This is a genomic window from Bifidobacterium thermophilum, assembly GCF_037482445.1.
In the GTDB taxonomy this organism is placed as follows: domain Bacteria; phylum Actinomycetota; class Actinomycetes; order Actinomycetales; family Bifidobacteriaceae; genus Bifidobacterium; species Bifidobacterium thermophilum_B.
The window spans coordinates 89,594-112,326 of record NZ_JBBHLY010000012.1; the positions used below are offsets into that span (position 1 = coordinate 89,594).

The 22,733-nt window shown below is 60.4% G+C and carries 20 protein-coding genes; 2 read left to right on the top strand and 18 right to left on the bottom strand.

Annotation, left to right across the window (positions count from 1 at the left end):
• Positions 1-231: 231 nt before the first annotated feature.
• The 15 genes from trpA to WD012_RS07510 form a co-directional block, all read right to left on the bottom strand.
• Positions 232-1,104 (bottom strand): tryptophan synthase subunit alpha, encoded by an 873-nt coding sequence (gene trpA / locus WD012_RS07440; protein WP_339563118.1) that lies wholly within the window; start codon positions 1,102-1,104, stop codon positions 232-234.
• 3 nt (positions 1,105-1,107) lie between these two features.
• Positions 1,108-3,201 (bottom strand): tryptophan synthase subunit beta, encoded by a 2,094-nt coding sequence (gene trpB / locus WD012_RS07445; RefSeq protein ID WP_339563119.1) that lies wholly within the window; start codon positions 3,199-3,201, stop codon positions 1,108-1,110.
• Positions 3,202-3,303: 102 nt separating this feature from the next.
• Positions 3,304-4,890 carry a chorismate-binding protein gene (locus WD012_RS07450; protein ID WP_339563120.1) on the bottom strand — a complete coding sequence of 529 codons (1,587 nt, stop codon included), beginning with the start codon at positions 4,888-4,890 and terminating at the stop codon, positions 3,304-3,306.
• A complete protein-coding gene (gene hisI, locus WD012_RS07455; protein WP_321046347.1) occupies positions 4,887-5,309 on the bottom strand; it encodes a phosphoribosyl-AMP cyclohydrolase in 423 nt (140 codons plus the stop codon). Before hisI ends, WD012_RS07450 begins: the two co-directional genes overlap by 4 nt.
• A gap of 193 nt (positions 5,310-5,502) precedes the next feature.
• Positions 5,503-6,273: an imidazole glycerol phosphate synthase subunit HisF gene (hisF, locus tag WD012_RS07460; protein WP_015450542.1), complete on the bottom strand. Its 771-nt coding sequence runs from the start codon at positions 6,271-6,273 to the stop codon at positions 5,503-5,505.
• Positions 6,274-6,390: 117 nt separating this feature from the next.
• Positions 6,391-7,587 carry a dual-specificity RNA methyltransferase RlmN gene (rlmN, locus tag WD012_RS07465; protein WP_339563121.1) on the bottom strand — a complete coding sequence of 399 codons (1,197 nt, stop codon included), beginning with the start codon at positions 7,585-7,587 and terminating at the stop codon, positions 6,391-6,393.
• Between the two features lie 89 nt (positions 7,588-7,676).
• A complete protein-coding gene (locus WD012_RS07470) occupies positions 7,677-8,660 on the bottom strand; it encodes a phosphatidate cytidylyltransferase (RefSeq protein ID WP_339563122.1) in 984 nt (327 codons plus the stop codon).
• 83 nt (positions 8,661-8,743) lie between these two features.
• On the bottom strand, positions 8,744-9,298 hold the full coding sequence (gene frr, locus WD012_RS07475) for a ribosome recycling factor (RefSeq protein WP_015450539.1): 555 nt from the start codon (positions 9,296-9,298) through the stop codon (positions 8,744-8,746).
• A 90-nt stretch (positions 9,299-9,388) separates the two neighbouring features.
• Positions 9,389-10,129, bottom strand: a complete 741-nt coding sequence (gene pyrH, locus WD012_RS07480) for a UMP kinase (RefSeq protein ID WP_015450538.1) — start codon at positions 10,127-10,129, stop codon at positions 9,389-9,391.
• A gap of 235 nt (positions 10,130-10,364) precedes the next feature.
• Positions 10,365-11,243, bottom strand: coding sequence for a translation elongation factor Ts (gene tsf / locus WD012_RS07485; protein WP_033505567.1), 879 nt, complete (start codon positions 11,241-11,243; stop codon positions 10,365-10,367).
• Positions 11,244-11,328: 85 nt separating this feature from the next.
• Positions 11,329-12,144: a 30S ribosomal protein S2 gene (gene rpsB / locus WD012_RS07490; RefSeq protein ID WP_339563123.1), complete on the bottom strand. Its 816-nt coding sequence runs from the start codon at positions 12,142-12,144 to the stop codon at positions 11,329-11,331.
• A 248-nt stretch (positions 12,145-12,392) separates the two neighbouring features.
• Positions 12,393-12,875: a peptide deformylase gene (def, locus tag WD012_RS07495; RefSeq protein ID WP_339563124.1), complete on the bottom strand. Its 483-nt coding sequence runs from the start codon at positions 12,873-12,875 to the stop codon at positions 12,393-12,395.
• On the bottom strand, positions 12,876-14,912 hold the full coding sequence (locus tag WD012_RS07500; protein WP_339563125.1) for an AMP-dependent synthetase/ligase: 2,037 nt from the start codon (positions 14,910-14,912) through the stop codon (positions 12,876-12,878).
• Between the two features lie 54 nt (positions 14,913-14,966).
• A complete protein-coding gene (locus WD012_RS07505) occupies positions 14,967-15,476 on the bottom strand; it encodes a hypothetical protein (protein ID WP_339563126.1) in 510 nt (169 codons plus the stop codon).
• A gap of 168 nt (positions 15,477-15,644) precedes the next feature.
• On the bottom strand, positions 15,645-16,766 hold the full coding sequence (locus WD012_RS07510) for a GuaB3 family IMP dehydrogenase-related protein (protein WP_339563127.1): 1,122 nt from the start codon (positions 16,764-16,766) through the stop codon (positions 15,645-15,647).
• Between the two features lie 154 nt (positions 16,767-16,920).
• On the opposite strand from WD012_RS07510, the gene WD012_RS07515 reads away from it, so the two are divergent.
• Positions 16,921-18,138, top strand: a complete 1,218-nt coding sequence (locus WD012_RS07515; protein WP_339563128.1) for an NADP-dependent isocitrate dehydrogenase — start codon at positions 16,921-16,923, stop codon at positions 18,136-18,138.
• 118 nt (positions 18,139-18,256) lie between these two features.
• Positions 18,257-19,723 carry a substrate-binding domain-containing protein gene (locus WD012_RS07520; protein WP_339563129.1) on the top strand — a complete coding sequence of 489 codons (1,467 nt, stop codon included), beginning with the start codon at positions 18,257-18,259 and terminating at the stop codon, positions 19,721-19,723.
• Here the strand turns inward: WD012_RS07520 and WD012_RS07525 are convergent.
• The 3 genes from WD012_RS07525 to WD012_RS07535 form a co-directional block, all read right to left on the bottom strand.
• Positions 19,718-20,419, bottom strand: coding sequence for a M23 family metallopeptidase (locus WD012_RS07525; RefSeq protein ID WP_339563130.1), 702 nt, complete (start codon positions 20,417-20,419; stop codon positions 19,718-19,720). The two genes, WD012_RS07520 and WD012_RS07525, sit on opposite strands and share 6 nt — an antisense overlap.
• 175 nt (positions 20,420-20,594) lie before the next feature.
• Positions 20,595-21,059, bottom strand: coding sequence for a tripartite tricarboxylate transporter TctB family protein (locus WD012_RS07530; protein ID WP_339563131.1), 465 nt, complete (start codon positions 21,057-21,059; stop codon positions 20,595-20,597).
• Between the two features lie 147 nt (positions 21,060-21,206).
• On the bottom strand, positions 21,207-22,733 hold the full coding sequence (locus WD012_RS07535) for a glutamate synthase subunit beta (protein WP_339563132.1): 1,527 nt from the start codon (positions 22,731-22,733) through the stop codon (positions 21,207-21,209).

Below are 22,733 nucleotides of genomic sequence, written 5' to 3' on the forward strand. Positions count from 1 at the left end.
TTGGCGCGCGTCTTGGGCGGGCGGTTCGTCCGTAGCCGCCTTGACCCCTGCTGTACTGCTGTATTAGTTAATTGTAATACAGCAGTACAGCGGCTTAGGTCGGCTGTGACCAGGCGAGGACACGGAACGAATACCACAGGACCCCACCAAGCGTCACCTTGGTGGGGTCCTGTCATTGGCGCGGGGGTACGTGAAGGCGGGCCGACCGACCGAGCGCCTCAGCGCAAGGTGTCAGTGCCGCGCATTGTGGATGCCCTCAGCGAGCTCCTCTGTTTTGGCTGCCAACGCGGACAGGCCTTCGTCGAGCGGCTTCGGGGTGCGTGCAGAATCATCGAGCAAGGTGTGCACCAGCGCGGAACCGACAATCACGCCATCCGCATACGATCCGACCTGTGCGCCCTGCTCTGGGGTGGACACGCCGATGCCGACGCATACGTTCTGCGCGCCGGCATCCCTGGTCCGGGCGACGAGACGCTCAGGGGAGGCGGACAGGGTCGCGCGCTCGCCGGTGACGCCCATACGGGATGCGGCATACACGAAACCGCGTGCGTTCGCCGCGACGATGCGCAGACGCTCATCCGAAGTGTCCGGAGACACCAAGAAGATTCGATCGAGACCGTGTCGGTCAGACGCTTCAATCCATTCACCGGCTTCGTCGGGAATCAGATCAGGCGTGATGATACCGGCGCCACCGGCGTTCTCGAAATCGGTCGCGAAACGTTCCACACCGTAATGGAAGATGAGATTCCAATAGCTCATAACCAGCGGCACGCCGCCAGCGTTCGCCACGGTTTCCACCGCTTTGAACACGTCGGCGATGCGCTCGCCGTTGTCGATCGCGATTTTCGACGCCGCTTGGATGACCGGGCCATCCATCACCGGGTCGGAATACGGTAGGCCGATTTCCACGGCGTTGACGCCATGGCGGACCATCGTGTCGAAGGCCTTGAGCGAGTATTCGGAATCCGGGAAACCATACGGCAGGTATCCGATGAACGCGGGCTCGTCGCGCTTCCTGAAGTCATCGAACATCGCGCGGGTCTTGCTCGGTTTATGGCTGATGCCGAGAGGCTGTCCTGAAGGGGTTGTTGCGGGGTTGGTCATCGTTCACTCTCCATCTACGCTCGTGCCGTGTGCGCCGTTGGCTTCCAGCGCCTTGCTTTGTTCATCGGTCAGATAGCCGAACCATTTGCCGGCTGTAGCCACGTCCTTGTCTCCGCGTCCCGAGATGTTGACCACGATCACCGGATCGGTGTACCCCTTCGCCTTGAGATCGGCGGCCGCCTTATAGGCGCCTGCGACGGCGTGGGAGCTTTCGATGGCGGGGATGATACCTTCGGTCTCGCACAGGTCCTTGAATGCGCTCATCGCTTCGTCATCGGTGGCATACGAGTACTGCACACGGCCGATGTCCTTGAGCCACGCGTGCTCGGGGCCGACGGAGGCGTAATCAAGACCTGCGGAAATCGAATACGTGTTCTTCGTCTGTCCTTCGGAATCTTCCAGCAGATAGGATTCGGCGCCCTGGAACAAGCCCAGATCCGCAGCTCCCGGGGTCAGACGCACGGCGTGTTCGCCCGATTCGATGCCGTGTCCGCCGGCTTCGAACCCGTACAGGTTGACACGGGGGTCATCGAGGAAGGCGTTCATGATGCCGATGGCGTTCGAGCCGCCGCCGACGCAAGCGCATATCGCATCCGGGTGGTCGATACCGTAGATGTCCTTGAGCTGTTCCTTGGCCTCCTCGCCGATGATCTTCTGGAAGTCACGCACCATGGTCGGGAACGGGTGCGGTCCACAGACCGTGCCGAGCAGGTAATGCGTGGTCTCCACGTTGGTGACCCAGTCGCGCAACGCTTCGTTGATGGCGTCCTTGAGAATACGCGACCCCTGGGTCACTTCGACGACTTCGGCGCCAAGCAGTCGCATACGCGCCACGTTCAGCGCTTGGCGGCGGGCATCGATCTGGCCCATGTAGATGCGGCATTTGAGACCGAGCAATGCGCAGACCGTGGCGGTTGCGACACCGTGCTGGCCAGCACCGGTCTCCGCAATGACGCGGGTCTTGCCCATGCGCTTGACCAGCAACGCCTGGCCCAACGCGTTGTTGATTTTGTGGGCTCCGGTGTGGTTGAGATCCTCACGCTTGAGGAAGACACGGGCGTTGAGCCCGGTCTTCTTGTTGAGCCGTTCGGCGAAGCGCGGCGCCTCGGTGAGTTTCGAAGGACGGCCGACATATTGTTCGTTGAGCCGCTTGAGCTCGGCCTGGAAGGACGGGTCGGCCTTGGCTTCGTTGTAGACACGCTCGAGCTCGTCCAACGCCCCGATCAACGCCTCCGGAACGAATCGACCGCCGTACTTGCCGAAGTACGGGCCCTGATGTTGTGATAATGGTGTGGATTCTGAGGCTTTCACGCGTTCTCCTGTCTGTATTAGCCTGCGCACCGCCGCGGTATGGTCGTCGGCGGTCGCGACACCTTCACCGACCAGCACCGCATCGGCGCCGGCCCGCGCGTAATCCTCGAGCTCGACACTGCCGAACACTCCGGATTCCGCGACTTTGATGACATCATCAGGCAGATCGCCGGCAAGTTCCTGATACTTGCTGACATCCACCTGAAGATTCTTGAGATTGCGGGCGTTGATGCCGATGACCTTCGCCCCCGCATGGCGCGCTCGGTCAATCTCCTCACGCGTATGGGTTTCGACCAGTGCGGTCATGCCCAAATCATGGGTGAGCTTAAGCAGCTGGGCGAGGCGGTCATCGTCAAGTGCCGCGACGATGAGGAGCACCAGATCCGCTCCATGCGCCCTGGCCTCCCAGATTTGGTATTCATCGGTGATGAAATCCTTGCGCAGCACGGGGATATTCACGGCTTGGCGCACCTGGTCGAAATCGTCAAGGCTCCCGAGGAATCGACGCCCTTCCGTCAACACGGAGATGGCACCGGCTCCCCCAGCTTCGTATTCGCGTGCCAGCGCAGCCGGATCGGGAATATCGGCCAAATGCCCTTTGGATGGCGAGGCGCGTTTGATTTCCGCGATGACCGGTATGGAATCAGCGCGTTTGAGCCATTGCGTGGCGTCAAGCGCCGGCGTCCTCGTCTCCGCGAGCCGTTTGAGCTCGTCGAGCGGCGTACGTTGTGCCCGCTCATACATGTCTTGTGTGGCTCCTGCCACAAGATCGTCAAGTACTGACATGGTTCCTCCAGAAGTTGTTCCCAAGACTAACGATTCAGACGTGTTATTCCACGGGGATTCCCGTATGCCGGGACATCGGCGTGCGTGGGGACGCATCGCTGCTCATCCCCGTACATGGCGTGGATCCTCGGGTTGCAACGAACGCAATTGTGCGGCAATCTGGATCGCTTCGACGCTCGCCTCGGCTTTGTTGCGTGTCTCCTGCCACTCGTTGGCTGGCACGGAGTCGAGCACGATGCCGGCGCCAGCTTGCACCGAGGCCTGATGGTCGCGGATGAAGGCGGTGCGGATGGTGATGGCCATATCCATGTTGCCGCTGAAATCGAAGTATCCGGCGGTTCCACCGTAAATACCGCGGTCTGCAGGTTCGAGCTGGTCGATGATGTCAATCGCCTTGGGCTTCGGTGCTCCCGACAACGTGCCCGCCGGGAACGCCGAGGTAAAGACGTCGAATACGGTTTTGTCCGGGCTGACCGTGCCGGTCACCGTCGAACAGATGTGCATGATGTGGCTGAACCGTTTGATATCCATCAGGGAGACGACTTCCACGCTGTCGGGGACACATACGCGGCTCAGATCGTTGCGGGACAGGTCGACAAGCATGATGTGCTCGCTGCGTTCCTTCGGATCGGCAAGCAGTTCCTGCTCCAGACGGGCGTCCTCTTCTGGGGTGGCGCCGCGGGGCCGCGACCCTGCAATCGGGAAGGTCATCGCATGGCCGTCGTCCACTTTGATCAAGGTTTCCGGGCTCGAACCGACGACATTGAAATCACGGCCCTGTGCGTCCGTCAACGCGAAGAAGTACATGTACGGGCTCGGATTGAGCGTGCGCAACACCCGGTAGACATCGATCGGATCGGCTGGGGAATCAATGTCGAGACGCTGCGAGATGACGACCTGGAACACGTCCCCGTCGATGATATGCTGCTTGGCGCGTTCGACCGCGCGCTCGTACTGGTCCTTGGGCGTACGGAACCTAAGTTCCGGCTTGGGGACGCTCGGGTCGAGGACATTGACCCGGGATTCGCCCTCGGCGGGGGTTGCGGCCTTGCGTTCCATCGTGTTCAGACGCTCGACGGCCCGATCGTAGGCGAGGTCGGCACGGGCAGGCGAATCATCCATGTTGACAGCGTTCGCAATCAGCCACACCGAACCGTTCACATGGTCGACGACGGCGATATCGGTGGCCAGCGCCAGCACCGTTTCCGGCTGACCGGTCTCATCGGGTGCGCTCGCGCTGAGCGTCGGCTCCCAATGCCTGATGGCATCCCAGCCGACCGTGCCGACCAGTCCACTCGTCAGGTTCGGCAGCCCCTCGACGTTAGGCGCCTTGAGCGCTCGCAGAGTGGCATGCGCGACTTCGGCGACATCGCCGCTTGTGGGGATGCCTTTGGGCACAGTACCTAACCAGCTGGCTTGGCCATGGTCGGAACGCAATTGCGCCATGGAATGCACACCGATGAAGCTGTACCGGCTCCACGATCCGCCGTATTCCGCGGATTCCAGGATGAACGTGCCGCTTGCTCCGCCGGCGAGCCGTTCGTAGAATCCCACGGGGGTCAGTGAATCGGCAAGCAGCCTGCGCACGATGGGAATGACACGGTACCCTTGGTCGGCCAGCTCGTGGAATTGGCGGCGGTCCGGCCAGGTTTCGCCCCATCTCAGGTTGGTTACACTGCACGTGCTCATTGCTGTTCCTGCTCCTTCGTGCGATATCCAACGACCACCGGGAGCGGGCCGCCCTGTTCGAAGCATGACCTCTTACCGGTGTGGCATGCCGCTCCGACCTGATCAACCTCGACGAGGATGGCGTCGCCGTCACAGTCGAGATTCAGCGCCTTGACATACTGGACATGTCCGGACGTGTCTCCTTTACGCCAGTATTCCTGTCGTGAGCGGGACCAGAACGTCACCCGCCCGGTGGTGAGTGTGCGTCTCAGAGCCTCATCGTTCATGTAACCGACCATCAGCACTTCACGCGTGTCGTATTGCTGGATGACCGCGGCGACAAGTCCTTTGTCGTCGCGTTTGAGTCTTGCGGCGATCCTTGGGTCGAGCGCGGTGCTGTTGTCGTATTGCGGCTGTGGATCATTGCCATTCGATGCCATGGGTTTCGCTCCCTGTCTGTTGGCTTGTTGTTGGGATGTCATTGTCGCCAAGCATCGGCGAGGGATTTCCCGTCCGCCGGTGCGGAAAGCGGGTACTGAAGAAAATATGAGAGAAACTCCGGGATGGTGGACTGGCCTGATTGCGTTGCGGCCATATCCGGATGTCTCAACGTATCCTCGGAATGCTGTTGGGTCAGCGAACCGTATAGCCGGCCTTGCGCAGCTCGGCTTTGACTTCGCCAATCGTCATCTTCCCGTAATGGAAGACCGACGCCGCGAGGACCGCATCGGCTCCGGCCTCGATGGCGGGTGGGAAATCCTCCACCTTGCCGGCACCGCCGCTTGCGATAATCGGTATGGTGACCTGCGAACGCATCGCACGGATCATCTCGAGATCGAATCCGTTCTCGGTTCCATCAGCATCCATTGAGTTCAGCAGTACTTCGCCTGCTCCAAGTTCCTGGGCCCGGCGGGCCCACCACAACGCGTCGATGCCGGTGGAATGGCGGCCGCCCATGGTCGTCACTTCGAAACCGGACTGCGTGTGCTGCTCGCCGCGTTCGCGACGCGCATCCACGGAAAGCACCAGGACCTGGCTGCCGAAACGCTGGGAGATATCGCTGATTAGCGTCGGATTGTTGATTGCGGCAGTGTTGACACTGACTTTGTCGGCGCCGCACCGCAAGAGCTGGTCTACATCGTCGACGGAACGGACTCCACCGCCCACGGTAAGCGGGATGAACAGTTGCTGGGCCGTCCTGTTGACGACGTCGAACATGGTGCGACGATGCCCTGTGGAGGCGGTTACATCGAGGAAGGTGAGCTCATCTGCGCCCTGACGATAATATTCGGCTGCAAGCTCCACCGGATCGCCTGCATCGCGGAGGTTCTCGAAATGCACGCCCTTGACCACACGACCTGCGTCGACGTCGAGGCACGGAATAACGCGAACCGCCAATGCCATTTGCGACTCCTTGTGTGAAGGGTGAAGCTTGCCTACACGTCACACCATAGCCGCTGGTCTAGAGCAATCCGGCGGTCCGTCTCACGAAGTGGGCGCGCAATCAGGATTCGGTTCGTTTCAGGCGGTTTTCCTATATTTCGCCGAGAGTTGTCCGCATGCGCCGTCGATATCCTGCCCACGTGTGTCCCGTAGGGTCGCCGTGATGCCTGCACGGTGCAGGATGTCAAGGAATTGACGCTCGTCCTCTGGTTTGGACGCGGTCCACTTCGATCCCTCAATGGGGTTGAGCGGAATGGGGTTGACATGCGCCCAATCATCGCCGTAGTGGTTCAATCGTTTCGCAAGCAGTCGGGCATGTTCCGCTTGGTCGTTGATCCCCCGCATCAGCGCGTATTCGATGCTGACCCGGCGTTTGGTCGCCAGATAATAGTCATGAGCGGCATCGAGCACCTGGGTGGTGTTGAACCTACGATTCATCGGGACGAGTTCATCGCGCAGCTCGTCGCTGGGGGCATGCAGCGACACCGCAAGGCGGACAGGCATCCCCTCTTGGGCGAGTTTGCGGATGCCGGGCACGACCCCGACCGTTGAGACGGTGATGTTGCGTGCGGAGATGCCGAACCCCTCCGGCGGCATCGCGCTGATCTGCCGGACCGCGCTGATGACGGAACGGTAGTTGCCCATCGGCTCGCCCATGCCCATGAACACGACATTGCTCAATCGGCATGGACCGCCGGTGATGCCGCCGTCGCGTGCGGTCTTCGCCGCGATACGCACCTGCTCGAGAATCTCGCCGGTCGACATGTTGCGCGTCAGTCCGAGCTGGCCGGTGGCGCAGAACGGGCAGCCCATACCGCAGCCGACCTGGCTGGAGATGCACAAGGTGGTGCGGCTTGGATACCGCATGAGCACGGATTCGATCATGGCCCCGTCAAACAGGCGCCACAGTGTCTTGATCGTCGTCCCCTCGTCCGCGCTCTGGTGTGTGACCTCATGGATGAGTTCCGGGAAGAACGCTTCCTGTGCGGTGGAGCTGAGTTTCGACGGAAAATCCGTGAATGATTCGACATCCGTGTCGAAATGCGCGAAATAGTGGTTGGCGAGCTGCTTGACACGGAATTTGGGCATGCCGATGGCCTTCGCTGCTGCCACACGTTCCTCTGGGCTCATATCGACTAGGTGGACCGGCGGTTTGCCGCGCCGTGCATGGTCCTTGGCGAGCACATCGCGGAATGCGCCGGTGGTGCCTCCCGGCGTGATGCCGGTCTCCGGCGTCTGGCCCGAGTTCACATCGCCGTCATCGTGCGTGGTCATACATGCTCCTGTCAGTTGTGTTGCTTGGTTCCCGTATGCGGGCGTACTTGTGACATGCCGTTATGAATGATGTCGACGGCATGTCGGGGTCATAGACCCGTGACGTACAGCAGCGCCATCATGAACGGAGCTGTCAGCAGAATGGAATCGACGCGGTCCATCACCCCGCCGTGCCCTTTGAGCAGATGCCCCATGTCTTTGATGCCGATGTCACGCTTGAGCATGGACGCGCACAGGTCACCGAACGTGCCCACGACGCCCATGAGGACGCCGACCACAATCGGCACCCACCAGCGGGATGCCCACAGGGACGGGTAGGTGCATGCGAAGATGGCGAAAGCGCCTGCCATGGCGAACAGGATTGAGCCGAGTAGTCCTTCCACCGATTTCTTGGGCGAAATACGTGGAGACAGTTTGTGCTTGCCGAACCAAGCGCCGGCGAACAAGCCGCCGGTATCGCTCAACGCAGGCAGGAACACGATCATGATGGCATGCGCGAAAGCATGGCCGTGGAAAGTCAGCGACAATGCGATGAACGAAGCGATCAGCGGGATATACAACACTGCGAAGACGGAGACCGCGACGCTGGTCAGCCGGCTGTGCTGGATGGTGGCTGAACCGTGGTTGAAGGAGGATTCGAGCCTCGCGCCGGCGTTCGTCTGCGCGAGTTTCCGCTCGACCTCCATGCTCAGACGGTCGCCGAAGCTGAAATTCGCGGTGGCGCTCAGTGTGACGAGCACGATGGAGAGCATGATGCACAAGGCCATGGCCGACACATGCCAAGGCGAATAGTAGGTTGCCAGCAGGGTGACCGTGGAGCAGATCCACAGCATCACCACCGGAATGTGCATGCCGGCGATCGCGAAATCGACTCGAAGCTCCCACAGGGCGAGAATCATGAAGACGACGAGCAACACCATAAACACGTCCATGCTGATCGCCAGGCATGCGATGATGATTGCGATGAGTACGACGGCCGTGGCAATCGCCTGCGGCATGTTGCGACCCGTCTTCTTGTTGATTTCCTCTATCGTTTCGTCGGCGTTGCCGTCATGCTCTACATGTTTGTCCATCATCATCCCCTATCGGCTCACCATCGGAAACGGGCCCCGACATCCGTGTACACGGCATGATCGAGGCCCGTCGTGTATGGGTCTCAGACCTCCATGATCTCCTTCTGCTTGGTTTCCAGCAGAGAATCAAGTTCGTCCGTGAACTGCTTGGTGATCTTGTCAAGCTCCTTGAGCTGACGATCGCCGTCGTCCTCGCCCATATCGCCGTCCTTGACGGACTTGTCGATGGTTTCCTTGGCCTTGCGACGGATATTACGAACCGCCACCTTGCCCTCTTCGGCCTTGGTCTTGGCGATCTTCACATACTCCTTGCGGCGTTCCTCGGTCAGCTCGGGCATGGTCGCGTAGATGACGCTGCCCTCCCTGCGGGGGCTGACGCCGAGATCGGAGTCGCGGATGGCCTTTTCGACGGCGTTCGCCTGGGAGGCGTCATAAGGGGTGACTGCCAGCGTACGCGGTTCCGGAACGCCGATGGTGGCGACTGCCTTGATTGGTGTAGGCACGCCGTAATACTCGACGGTCAGGCCGTTGAGCAGCGCCGGGTTCGCGCGCCCGGTACGGATGCCGGTGAAGTTCTCCTTGGTGGCTTCGACGGACTTGCCCATCTGTTCCTTGGCTTGTTCGATGACTGTGGCCATGATATCTCCTTTGGCGGATTCGTCGTTGAACGACTGGTTGTTCTTATTGTATCGTCATGCGGCGGCGAATCGGCGCACAACGCTTGGTGTTCAGTCAACGAGCGTCGATTGGGCGGTTGACACGAGCGTGCCGAGCTGTTCGCCGAGCAGGGCCTTGGTGACATTGCCCGGTTCCTCGAGCCCGAATACACGAATCGGCTTGCGGTTGTCACGTGCCATGGACAATGCGGACGCATCCATGACCGCGAGGTTGTCGACCAGGGCGCGATTGTAGCTGAGCGTGGCGAAACGCTGCGCGTTTTCGACTTTGCGCGGATCGGCGGTATACACGCCGTCGACGCCGTTCTTGCCCATCAACACCTCATCGCAATGGATTTCCAGGGAACGCTGGATGGAAACCGTGTCAGTGGAGAAATACGGCATGCCTGCGCCGGCGCCGAAAATCACCACGCGGCCCTTTTCCAGATGCCTGATGGCCTTGAGCGGAATATACGGCTCAGCGACCTGCCCCATCGCGATGGCCGTTTGCACACGGGTGGCCTGGCCTTCCTGCTCGAGGAAGTCCTGCAATGCGAGGCAGTTCATAACCGTGCCGAGCATGCCCATGTAATCGCCGCGGCTGCGGTCGATGCCGGCCTGTTGAAGTTCTGCTCCGCGGAAGAAGTTGCCGCCGCCGGTGACGATGGCCACCTGAACGCCCTGACGCACTGCGGGAACGATTTCCTGGGCGATGCGCCGCACCACTTTCGTATCGATACCGACTGCTCCCCCGCCGAACGCTTCGCCTGAGAGCTTGAGCAACACCCTGCGTGGCTTATCCGTGCCAGTCATATTTGGGCCTTTCTGTGCCTGTCTTATCATTGCCGCCTAACCACTGTAGCGTCGATGAACGACAGGCGTGCATGCACTTGCCCGCGGGTGTTGCATCACCGCATTGGGGATATCGCAAACCGCCAAAATAGGAAAACCCGCCGCGGCCAGTTGCTTGAAACTGACTACGACGGGTATCGGGTTCGCGTCCGTAGCCCCGACCCTCAGGGTGATGGTACGAGGCAGGCTCAGAGGCTCAGTCCTCTTCGTCGCCCTTGCCGACTTCGATACGGGCGAAAGCGATCGCCTTCGCACCGGCTTCGTCGAACAGCTTGCCGACGGTCTTGGACGGATCCTTGACGTAATCCTGATCCAGAAGCACCGCTTCCTTATAGAAGGCGTTGAGACGGCCTTCGACAATCTTCGGCGCGATCTTGTCGATGACGGCCTGCGGCTTGCCCTTGGCGGCGAGCTCATCCGAAGTCTTCTCAGTCGCGATACGACGCTCGGATTCGAGAACGGTCGGATCGACATCCTCACGGGTGAGCCAGCGCGGGCTCATCGCGGAAATCTGCAGCGCGGCCTCGTGAGCGACCTTTTCGCCGGCTTCGTCAGTGGCGATGAGGGCCACGATGGACGGCGGCATTTCAGCGGACTTGCGATGCGCGTAGATCTCGACATGCGGTCCGGCGATCTTGGCGAACTGGCCGACCTTGACATGCTCGCCGAAGAGTGCGGCGGCCTGTTCGATGTCCAGCTTGACATCTCCGTCAGCAGTCTTGGCTGCAAGCACGTCGTCCACGTTATTCGCGTCGGCGGCGATAGCTGCGTCCAGCACGGACTCGGCGAACTCGACGAACTTCGGGGTCTTCGCCACGAAATCGGTCTCGGAATTGATTTCAACAGCGTAGCCGACCTCGCCGTCCGCGGTCTTGACGACCTTAGACGCGATGGTGCCTTCCTGGGCCTTGCGGCCTTCGCGCTTACCCGCTGCCGCGATGCCCTTGGCGCGGATGATTTCCTTGGCGCGGGCGACATCGCCTTCGGCTTCGGTAAGAGCCTTCTTCACATCCATCATGCCGGCGCCGGTTTCTTCACGCACCTGCTTGATCAGAGCTGCAGTGATAGCTGCCATGTGTTGTCTCCTCTTGATTTTGAAGTGATACCCAGCGGCGGGAGATGGTTGGTCTCCCGCCGCCTAGGATAACAAATGCCGCGAATCAGGCCTTGGGCTCTTCGCTCTTGGCTTCTTCGGCTTCGGCAGTCGGGGCGTCCTTGGTCAGGAGCTCCTTCTCCCAAGCAGCCATAGGCTGCTCGGACTTGTCATCGGCCTTGGCTGCCTTGCCGGAACGCTCGAGCAGACCGTCGGCGACGGCGTCAGCCATCAGGCTGGTGAGCAGTTCGATGCCGCGGATCGCGTCATCGTTCGCCGGAATCGGGTAATCGACCAGATCCGGGTCGGTGTTGGTATCAACGATGGCGACCACCGGGATGCCCAGCTTGTGGGCTTCGGAGACGGCCAGCGCTTCCTTGTTGATGTCCACGACGAACAGCACCGAAGGAGTGCGGTTCATGTTGCGGATACCGCCAAGCTGCTTCTCCAGCTTGTCCTTTTCGCGCTCAAGCAGCAGCAGTTCCTTCTTGGTCAGGCCGGAACCACGCACGTCGGTGAAGTCCATCTCTTCGAGTTCCTTGAGACGGGCGACGCGCTTGGACACGGTCTGGAAGTTGGTGAGCATGCCGCCGAGCCAGCGCTCGGAGACATACGGCATACCGACACGGGTCGCCTGGTTCTTGATGGCTTCCTGCGCCTGCTTCTTGGTGCCCACGAAGAGGACCGTGCCATTATGGGCCACGGTTTCCTTGATGAAGTCGTACGCCTTGTCGATCAGGTCAAGCGACTTGAACAGGTTGATGATGTGGATGCCGTTGCGCTCCATGAGGATGTACTGCTTCATCTTCGGGTTCCAACGGCGGGTCTGATGGCCGAAGTGCAGGCCGGCCTTCAGCATGTCGCTCATAGTGATCTGAGCCATGGTAATACTACCTTTCTGTCGGTTATTGCCTGGTCATGTGTCACCGCGTGCAGCCTGTTTCCAGACCGACCGACACGGGACGTCGCGGACATGACGCGAATTATGCGTCGTGTTTGGGAATACGTTGAGGTTGCCGGCCGCGCGACAGCAGACAACCCGATGTGACGCACGCGTAAAACAGTAGCACGGGCCGGGGATTTCCCGGCCCGTGCTACAGGACGTGTCGTACGCCATGGCTTGTGCCGTATTCAGCGTTCGCCGCGCAGCTTTCTCATCGCCGCCCTGCGCTCGTCCTTCTCAAGCCGGTCGAGGTAGATATGCCCGTCAAGATGGTCGGTTTCATGTTGGAGCATGCGGCCCATGATGCCCCTGCCCTCCAGCACGACCGTCTTGCCATCCAAGTCGATGCCGCGAACACGGGCATAGTCGGCGCGGCGTGTCTTGTACCACAGTCCGGGCACGGACAGGCAGCCTTCGTCGCCGTACTGTTCGCCGCTGGTTTCCTCAAGGACCGGGTTGAGCACGTATCCGAGTTTGCCGTCGATGTTATAGGAAAACGCCCGCAGACCGATGCCGATCTGATTGGCTGAGAGCCCTGCGCGGCCGGGATCGTCGACCGTGTCGAGCAGGTCCTGCACCATGCGGCGAATCGCCGGGGTGATGGTCTCGATTGGCTCGCACGGTGTGCGCAAGACGGGGTCTGGGATGACGCGAATCTCTCGGATTGCCAATTACTTCTCCTCTGTCTGTTGTTCTTCGTGCTGGCCGTCGTTGGACTGGCCGGCAGGGCCTTCGTCCTCGGACTGGCGTTTTGCGCGCAACTCGGCCACGTTCAGTTTCGCCTGGTCCAGCGCCTGGCGCACCTTGGGTGAAACGGTCTCCGAAACCTGGGAGACGGTCTCGGCTGTTCTGTCGAACAGCTTCACCGTCGCCGGGATCGGGGCCGACGGCCCTTTGGGCGTATAGATGACATGCTCGACGATGTCATCGTAATGCGTGAGGACCTTGTTGCGCACGACTTTCATACTCGGGGTCAACGTGCCGTCCGCCTGGTTGAAATCATCGGGCAGGATGGCGAATTTGCGCACCGACTCGGCGCGGGAGACGGAACTGTTCGCCTGATCGATATACTGCTGAACGAACGCGCGGACCGCATCGTTGGCTGCGATCTGATCCATGGACATCCGCGCGTCCATCCCCTGGTTCTTCAGCCAGTCCCGTGTCATATCCTCGTCCAGGGCGATCAGGGCGGCGACGAAAGGCCGGCCGTCTCCGATAACCACCGAGTGCGACACGATCGGGCAGGTGTTGATGGTGTCTTCCATCGGAGCGGGGCTGATGTTCTTGCCGCCCGCGGTGATGATGATATCCTTCTTACGGCCGGTGATGAACAGGAAGCCGCGGTCATCGATATATCCCAGATCGCCGCTATGCAGCCAGCCGTCAGGGTCCATCACCTCCGCCGTCAACTCCGGTTGCTTGAAATACCCTTTGAAGACGTTCGGCCCCTTGATTTCGACCTCGCCGTCTTCCAACGTGCGGATCGCGATGCCGGGGCCGGGGCGTCCGACGGAACCGACCTCATTGGCGTCTTCGAAATTGACCACACAGGGTGCCGCGGTTTCGGTCATGCCGTATCCCTGGATGAAGGTGATGCCGTCCATGCCGTTGAAGAAATGGGCGAGGTCGGCGTTGATCGGCGCCCCGCCGCAGGCGAGATACTTGAGGTTCGGGCCGAGCGCCGAACGCATGGATTTGCCCACGGTGGCCATATAGAACGAATGGCTGATCCGCTCGCCCAGCGTGTGGTGCGATTGCTCGCCGTTCTCCCCCTTGGACCACTGGCTGAAATGCCTGAACGCCTTCGCGAAAAGCCTGCCTTGGAACCCGGCGCCCGCCTTTTGCGATGCCGCGTTGTACACCTTCTCGAACACTCTCGGAACACCGAGAAGATACGTCGGCTTGAAGCTGCGCAGATCGGCAAGCAAATGCCTTGCCGTCGGAACGTACCCGACCACTCCCTGCGCGCCGATCGCGGTGTACTGGATATACCTGGCGAAGCAATGGGCCAGAGGAAGGAACAGCAGCAGACGGCTCGGCTGGTACAGCATCTCGTCAAGGACGTCATACCCTGCATATACGATATGCGTGAAATTGCGGCTGGTCAGCATGGCGCCTTTCGGCTTGCCTGTCGATCCGGACGTGAACACGATCGTCGATACATCATCGGCCTTGACCGCGCCGATGGCTTGCTCGAGCTCGTCATCGGTCACTGATTGCCCGAAATCGATCACGGCGTTCAGCCCGTCGGTCTTGAAGTTGAAAATATAGGTCAGACCCGGGTTGTCCTTGCGGATGCTGTCAAGCGTATGGGCGTGCGACTCGTCGCCGGCGAACGCGATGACCGGATTGACATCGTTGACGATACTTGCCGCCTGCTTGGCGGAATCCGTCTCATAGATCGGCACGGTGATCGCACCGATCGCCGCGCAGGCGAAGTCCACGATGGCCCAGTCATAGCATGTGGCGGAATAAATCACCACCATGCTGCCATGCTTGACACCGATGCCGAGCAGGCCTCGCGCCACCGCGCGGACGCGGTCGTTCATCTCCTGCGCGCTCACCGTATGCCACACACGGTCCGGTTCACTCTGCCATTCAGCGATAGCCCCCTGTGGATCACGTTGCGCACGCTTGTGCAGCAACGAATAGATCGTGTCGTCATCGGTGGTCTGGTAGACCGGGTCAACTGCAAATTCTTTCAGCATGGGTTCAACTATAGTCCTATGCCCTGCCGTTGCCTCGCGATTCGCCGGGAACGATCAGCCGACATCGGCGAGTACCGCCACCCATTTGCTCGCCTGTTTGCGGAACACGATCGAGGAATGGTAGATGGACCTGCCTACGTTGACATTGACATTATATTCGATGCGTTCATCGGTCACCAACGCGACCTCCATCCAGCAAGGGATGGTGGGAAGGCGCTTGAGTTGGGCGTCGGCACGCCTGCCATGGCATACATGCTCATATGACTCCATGAGCTGCCACATGAATTCGATCCGCTTGATGCATTCGCCCGACAGATGCATGCGCATCAGGTCCGTGACGCCACGGCCCCGTATCGCATCGACGAGCATGCATGCCAGACGGCAGACAATGAAGGAATGCTTCTTGCAGAAATCGGGGACGAACGCCTCTGGCGCCTCACGGAAATACCCGTTGACCTTGACCGTGACCGCAAGCCCGCCGGTACCCAGGGCGATACGGCCTTGCATCATGGGAAGACGATGCTGGTTGAAACGGTATACCCAGAGTGCATCGCTGTTGTCCATGGTTCCCCTTTCCATTAAGGCGACATCGTTGGCCAGCCGGCTTCCGCGCCCGGCCTATGGAACCAGCACAACAAAAAAGCCTTGCCGTGTCAAGCTGCACGGCAAGGCAAACGTTATATGTGGATAACTGCGGTCATCCGCCGCGATCATCCACCATGACAGGCACCTCTACCTGGTGGTCGACGTGACCACCACCGAGCAACGCTGGAAGTTCTTCACATCGACGTATCCGGTCGAAGCCATGGCACGGCGCAACGCCCCGATGAAGTTGGTCGTGCCGTCCGCCTGGTGACTCGGGCCGAAAAGGATCTCCTTGAGCGGGGCGACCGTCCCGACATCGGTGCGCTTGCCACGAGGCAGCGTCTGGTGACGCGCCTCGGCGCCCCAATGCATGCCATGTCCCGGTGCCTCGGTGGCGCGGGCGAGCGGGGAACCGAGCATCACGGCGTCCGCGCCCATGGCGAACGCCTTGATGAAGTTGCCTGATGACCCCATGCCGCCGTCGGCGATCAGCTGGACATACCGGCCACCGGACTCGTCCATGTAGTCGCGTCGCGCCTCCGCGACATCCGCGATGGCCGTGGCCATAGGAGCTTGCAGGCCGATGGTGTTGAGCGTGCCGGAGACGGCGCCTCCGCCGAACCCCACGAGCACTCCGGCGGCTCCGGTCCGCATCAGATGCAGCGCGGCGGTGTAGTTCGCCGCCCCGCCCACGATGACCGGGACGTCGAGATCATAGATGAATTTCTTGAGATTCAGCGGCTCATGATCGGTCGACACGTGTTCCGCGGACACGGCGGTACCGCGAATCACAAACAGGTCAACGCCCGCGTCGAGGACAGTCGAATAGAATTCCTGCGTGCGCTGCGGGCTCAATGCGCCCGCCACGGTGACACCGGCTTCACGGATCTCATGCAAACGCTCGGCAATGAGTTCAGGCTTGATAGGCTCGGCATAGATCTCCTGCATACGCCGGGTTGATTCACCCTCGGGAAGCGACGCGATTTCGTCCAACAGCGGTTCCGGATCGTCATATCTCGTCCACAGCCCTTCAAGATCGAGCACGCCGAGGGCGCCAAGACGGCCCATTTCGATGGCGGTCTTCGGGCTGGTCACCGAATCCATAGGCGCGGCGATGACCGGCACGTCGAATTCATAGGCGTCGATCTGCCAGGCAGTGCTGACATCCTGCGGATCACGGGTGCGGCGGGACGGAACGATGGCGACATCGTCGAGTGAATAGGCGAGCCGGGCTTTTTTACCCAAGCCGATTTCAATTTCCTGAGACATGGTTCCAAGGCTAATGCGAGCACGTGACGAAACAGGCCCGCTATCGGGATATGACGCACCGTCCAACATCGTGGACGAGTGCGGGCATATGTTACCGGGATACGCTATGAATAGACGGTATATCACACCTTCACAACCCCGTGAGGAGGAATTCATGGCCAAGATTAAGGTCGAGGGCAAGGTCGTCGAACTCGACGGCGACGAGATGACCCGCGTGATCTGGAAGGACATCAAGGACCGTCTGATCCTTCCGTATCTCGATATCGACTTGGAATACTACGATCTGGGCATCGAGAACCGCGACGCCACCGACGACCAGGTGACCATCGACGCGGCGAACGCCATCAAACGCGAGCATGTCGGCGTCAAATGCGCGACCATCACCCCCGACGAGGCCCGGGTCAAGGAATTCGGCCTCAAGAAGATGTGGAAGTCCCCGAACGGTACGATTCGCAACATTCTGGGTGGAACGATCTTCCGTGAGCCGATCGTGATCTCCAATATCCCCCGTCTGGTTCCGGGATGGACCAAGCCGATCGTCGTCGCGCGTCACGCCTTCGGCGACCAGTACAAGGCCACCGACTTCAAAGTCGACCGTCCGGGGCGCTTGACAGTCACCTTCACGCCGGATGACGGCAGCGAACCCATCGAACACGTGGTCTTCGACTACCCCGGTGCCGGTGTCGCCCAGGTCCAGTACAACGTCGCCGAGTCCATTCGCGGTTTCGCCCGCGCCTGCTTCCGTTACGGCCTGCAGCGCCACCTTCCCGTATACCTGTCGACCAAGAACACGATCCTCAAGGCGTATGACGGGGAATTCAAGGACATCTTCGCCGAGGTCTTCGAAACAGAATTCAAGGACCAGTTCGAGGCCGAAGGGCTTACCTACGAGCACCGTCTCATCGATGACATGGTCGCCAGCTCGCTCAAGTGGCATGGCGGGTATATCTGGGCGTGCAAGAACTATGACGGCGATGTGCAGTCCGACAGTGTCGCCCAAGGTTTCGGCTCACTCGGCCTGATGACCTCGGTCCTGATGACGCCGGACGGGCAGACGGTCGAAGCCGAGGCGGCGCACGGCACCGTCACCAGACACTACCGGCGCTGGCAGAAGGGCGAGAAGACCTCGACCAATCCGATCGCCTCGATTTTCGCATGGACCGGTGGCCTGAAGCATCGCGCCAAGCTTGATAACACCCCTGAAGTCGCGCATTTCGCCGAAACGCTCGAGCATGTCATCATCAAGACCGTTGAATCCGGCCGTATGACCAAGGATCTCGCCATGCTCGTCGGCCCCGACCAGGCATGGCTTGACACGCAGGGATTCATGGATGCACTCGACGAAGAGCTCGCCAAAGCGCTCGCCAAGTAACGTATGATATCCCGAGCCTGAGGCGGTTCGTGGAGATATGGCCCGGGGACAGGTTCGCCCCCGGGCTTTTTGCTGTCTGTATACTACAATCATCAGCGAGCCGAACCGAAGGATGGATATGGGATTGCGCAGCTTCAGCATACTGAGGAACGTTTTCGCGGCAGTGGTGTGTGCGGGCCTGTTGGCGGGCACAGCGGCGTGTGGGGCAGCCGATGCAAAGCGGACTGCCGCACCGACAAGCCACTCCCCCGGGGCGGTTGCGATTTTCACGCCTTCGGATGGCATTACGCTTTCCCAGTACACGCCGTTGAACAAATGGGCGAAGCTCGTTCCCGAGATCACGCAGCAGCTGGAGGATCTCGGTTTCTCTTCCGACAATATCAGCACGTACAAAGATACCAGCCTGGACAAGCAAAGCCAGGACATCCAGGATTACGTCGTGAATATCGCGTCCGGCAATAAGGCGTCCTCGGGTTCAGACGCAGACGATACCACGCTCATCGTCGCACCATGCACGTCCACCGACAAGACGGTGGCACAATACGGGGACTACGTGACCACAACGGAGACGGCATCGGGAGACGACGATGCCGTCGCGTCGGAACGACTCTCCAGCGCGCTGGAACTGGCGGAGAAATCCGGCATGCACGTCATCGTACTGTCCAACGACATCAGCGGAGTGACCCCCGATGCATTGGTGCGGATGTCGACGGCGAGCATGATAGGGCAATTGCAGGCCAAGCAGTTGGTAAACAAGTTGCAGCTTGATTCCGCCAGCGCGTCCAAGCCGAAAACCATTGAAATCCTGCTGCCGGTCAGTGCATCATCGGATGACGGGGGGAATGGCTCGACGCAGTTCGCCAAAGAGGCGTTCAGCGGGATGTGGAAGGTGCTTGGCCCGTATTTCCGGTCAGGTGCCGCGGTCACCGCCTCTGACACCTTGAACGCGAAGACGACGGGCTCCAGCTGGAGCTCGGTGGCATTCACCGCCACCGGCGATGACGATATCAAGCAGGAGCTGACCGCGCGGCTCAAGAACGATGGATCCTCTTCCCCCGCCCACGTCGACGGCATCATCGCCATGAACGACTACGTAGCATCAGTGGCGGTAGACGAGCTGACAGCGTTGGGATATGAAGGCTCTGCAGCGGATATCAACCCATCCATTTCCATCATGGGCATCGTCGGCAGCCTCTCAGGGCACAAGGATCTGACAAAGTCAGCGGTTCCGGCGCCACAGGGTGCCGACAGCGGCGGCAACACCTCCGAGAACGATACTGTGTTGTCCTGGCCGGTCATCACCGGGTACGGCGCCTATACCGCGATGCTTCCCGATATCGTCAACGGCAAGCAATGGATGACCGCCCTCGAAGACAGGCAAGGCATCGCCAAGGATATCGCGCAGGCGGCAAAGCGCCTGTCCACAGGCGGCAGCCTGGCCTCGATGTCATCCGTAAGCAACAAGACAATCAACGGCAAGACCATACCGGTCATCACCGGGAAGCTCGTGGCGGTCAATGCCTCGAACCTGAAAGCGAAGCTCATCGACCCCGGATACGTGACCCTCGCCGATGCCGGGCTATGACCTTGATGGTGTCGACGGTTTGAGCCCTATGGAATGCTCGACGACCATGGACTGTGGATCGGCATAATGGTCCTCGTGCGAAATCGTCTTGACTCCCCAATGGACACAGGATGAACCGCAGTGGTCCGAATCACCCTGCACGATTGCGACGGAATCGTTGCGCTCCACGGTTGTGCCAACAGGAATGGCGGTAGTGGCAGGCTCGAATGTCGAGACATACCCATTGTCGTGCTCGATGCTGATGACGGATTTCCCGGCGACCTCGCCGCTGAAACGCAGTGTTCCTTTGGCAGGCGCCACGATGATATCGCCTGGCTTTGCTGTAAGGTCGATGCCGCGGTGTCCAGATGCCCGTAGTCGTGCCGGGCGTTCGAATCTCCTCGCTACTGTCGGGTGGATGACAGGCCAGGCCATCAGCGAGGAGCAGCGGCGGTGCGATGATACTGATTCGGATGCCTGATCGGCAAGAGGTCCGTGAGTCACGTGCCGGGCGTGTCGGATGCCGCTGGCGTTCCCGACGAGTGCCGGACAGGACGATCCATCTGCAAGCAGGCTCTGCCGGGACGAGGCGCCGCTGCGGTCCCCTATCACAGTGGCATATGGGGATGGTTGCATGGGAAACGGCGATGCGGACATCATGTGGGTCGCCGTGACAAGGATGAGGATCATTGAAGACAGCCATGGCGTATTGGGCATTTGACACTCCTGAATACTCGTAGCGGGTCATGTGCGGGAATCCGCCCATATCCGAGTATGATTCCCGGTCCTGTCCCTGTCGAGCCACAATTGGCGATGTGGTCAGAAGACGCCATGAATACCATGCGGCCGGGCGCCCATGCGCCCGGCCGGGGAAGAATACGAGCTGCAGGATTCAGATTGCGCAGCCGTTGGCATCAAGATTCGGGTTATCCTTCGAGTCGCCGGCTACGAAGAACAGGCTGACCACCGAGACGCCGAATACTGCGGCAATGGTGATGATCAGCCACATCGGCACTGATGGGATCCACATGATGACCAGGAACGCGATTGCGCACAGGACAATCAGGATCCACGTGATGATGCGCAATACCTGGCGTACGGAATGCGGTGCGCCACCGATCTTCGGATTGTTCAGGTTGATGTCCTCGGTCTCGGGTTTGCGCTGCTGCACACTCGAGCTGGGCTTCCATTCGCCTGCCTGTTCATGCTCTTCAAGACGGCGTGAACGTTCCTGCAGCGTATACTCGTCGACCATGCCGCCACGGTTGCGGCCATTGGTCTCGTCGTACTGCTGCGGGATACCCCTGTTCTGCTTGTTGCGCTTTGCTGCTGCTCGGCGTTCTGCACGGTTCGGCATATCGCTCCCTTCGCATGAAATGAATCGGTAACCAGTGTACTAGCATTCTCTCGGTGGTATGCCAGTACACACGAAAGGCTGCGGCCGCACCGAACGACAGGCGGAATCAAAACCCGACTATATCGCGGTGCGGCCACAGCCTTCCACTTAACGCGGCAACATCATCGGACGCTGCGTAGGCACGATAGGTGCCGGCAGTTCGGTCGATCCGGTCAGATACCGGTCGACTGCGGCCGCACAGCTGCGGCCTTCGGAAATCGCCCACACAACGAGGCTCTGTCCGCGGCCGGCGTCGCCGCATACGAACACACCGTCCTGGGATGTCGCGAAGTCGTCATTACGGGCAAGATTGCCACGCTTGTCGAGTTCGACCGGCATCTGCTCCATGATCGTGGACGTATCGGGATGAAGGAAACCGACCGAAATCAGGACAAGATCTGCGGGAATGACCCGTTCCGTGCCTGCCTGACGGGTGAACGGCCCGTTCTCACCCGGCGCCACATCGACGATCTTCAGCCCGGTGACATGGCCGTGCTCATCCGCGATGAAGCCGGATGCCGTGGCGGAATGCTCGATGGTGACGCGGTCTGCGCCTTCGCCCTCGAATTCCACGGAATCGACATTATAGACGTACGTGCCGCCTTCCTCCATGGAGGAGGTCTTCTGGTACGTCCTGGCGAAGGTCGGCCATGGCGCGTTATCGGGCCTGCTTGAAGGTTCCTTCGGCATGATCTGCAGGACGGTCACGTCCTTGGCACCCTGCCGGATCGCGGTGCCAAGGCAGTCGGAGCCGGTGTCGCCGCCGCCGATGACCACCACATGCTTGTCCTTGGCAGTGATATCGTGCACCGGTTCAACACCATAGACACGTCGGGTGGCATCCGGCAGGAACTCCATCGCGAAGTGGATGCCTTCGAGCTCCCGTCCCGGGATCTTCATATCACGCGGGACCGTGGAACCGATGGCGACGACCACCGCGTCATAGCGATCGCGCAGCTCGTCCCAACTGATATCCTTGCCGATTTCGGTATTGGTGCGGAAGCGGGTGCCCTCGGCTTCCATCTGCTTGACACGGCGGTCGAGCAGACGCTTGTCCAGCTTGAAGTTGGGGATGCCATAGCGCATCAGACCGCCGATGGCGTCATCACGCTCATACACGACGACCGTATGGCCGGCACGGGTCAGCTGCTGCGCGCAGGCAAGACCGGACGGACCGGACCCCACGACCGCGACTGTCATATCGGTCAGGCGCTCAGGCGGCATCGGCTTGACATAGTCAAGCTCCCAAGCCTGGTCGATGATCGTGGCCTCATCGTTCTTGATCATGGTCGGCGGCTGATGAATACCAAGCACACAGGCCTGTTCGCACAGCGCCGGGCAGATGCGACCGGTGACCTCGGGGAAGTTGTTGGTCATGGACAGCCTGTTGTAGGCGTCCTCCCACTTCTCCTGGCGGACCAGGTCGTTGAATTCTGGGATGATGTTGCCCAGCGGGCATCCGCTCATGCAGAACGGTGTGCCGCAATCCATGCATCGTGCCGCCTGCTGCGTGGTCCACGGCTGCAGGCCGCTTTCGGCGTGGACATCGAGCCAATCCTTGATGCGTTCCTCGACCGGGCGTTCGGCGAGCTCGCGACGGGTACGGACTTTCAGGAATCCTCTGGGATCTCCCAT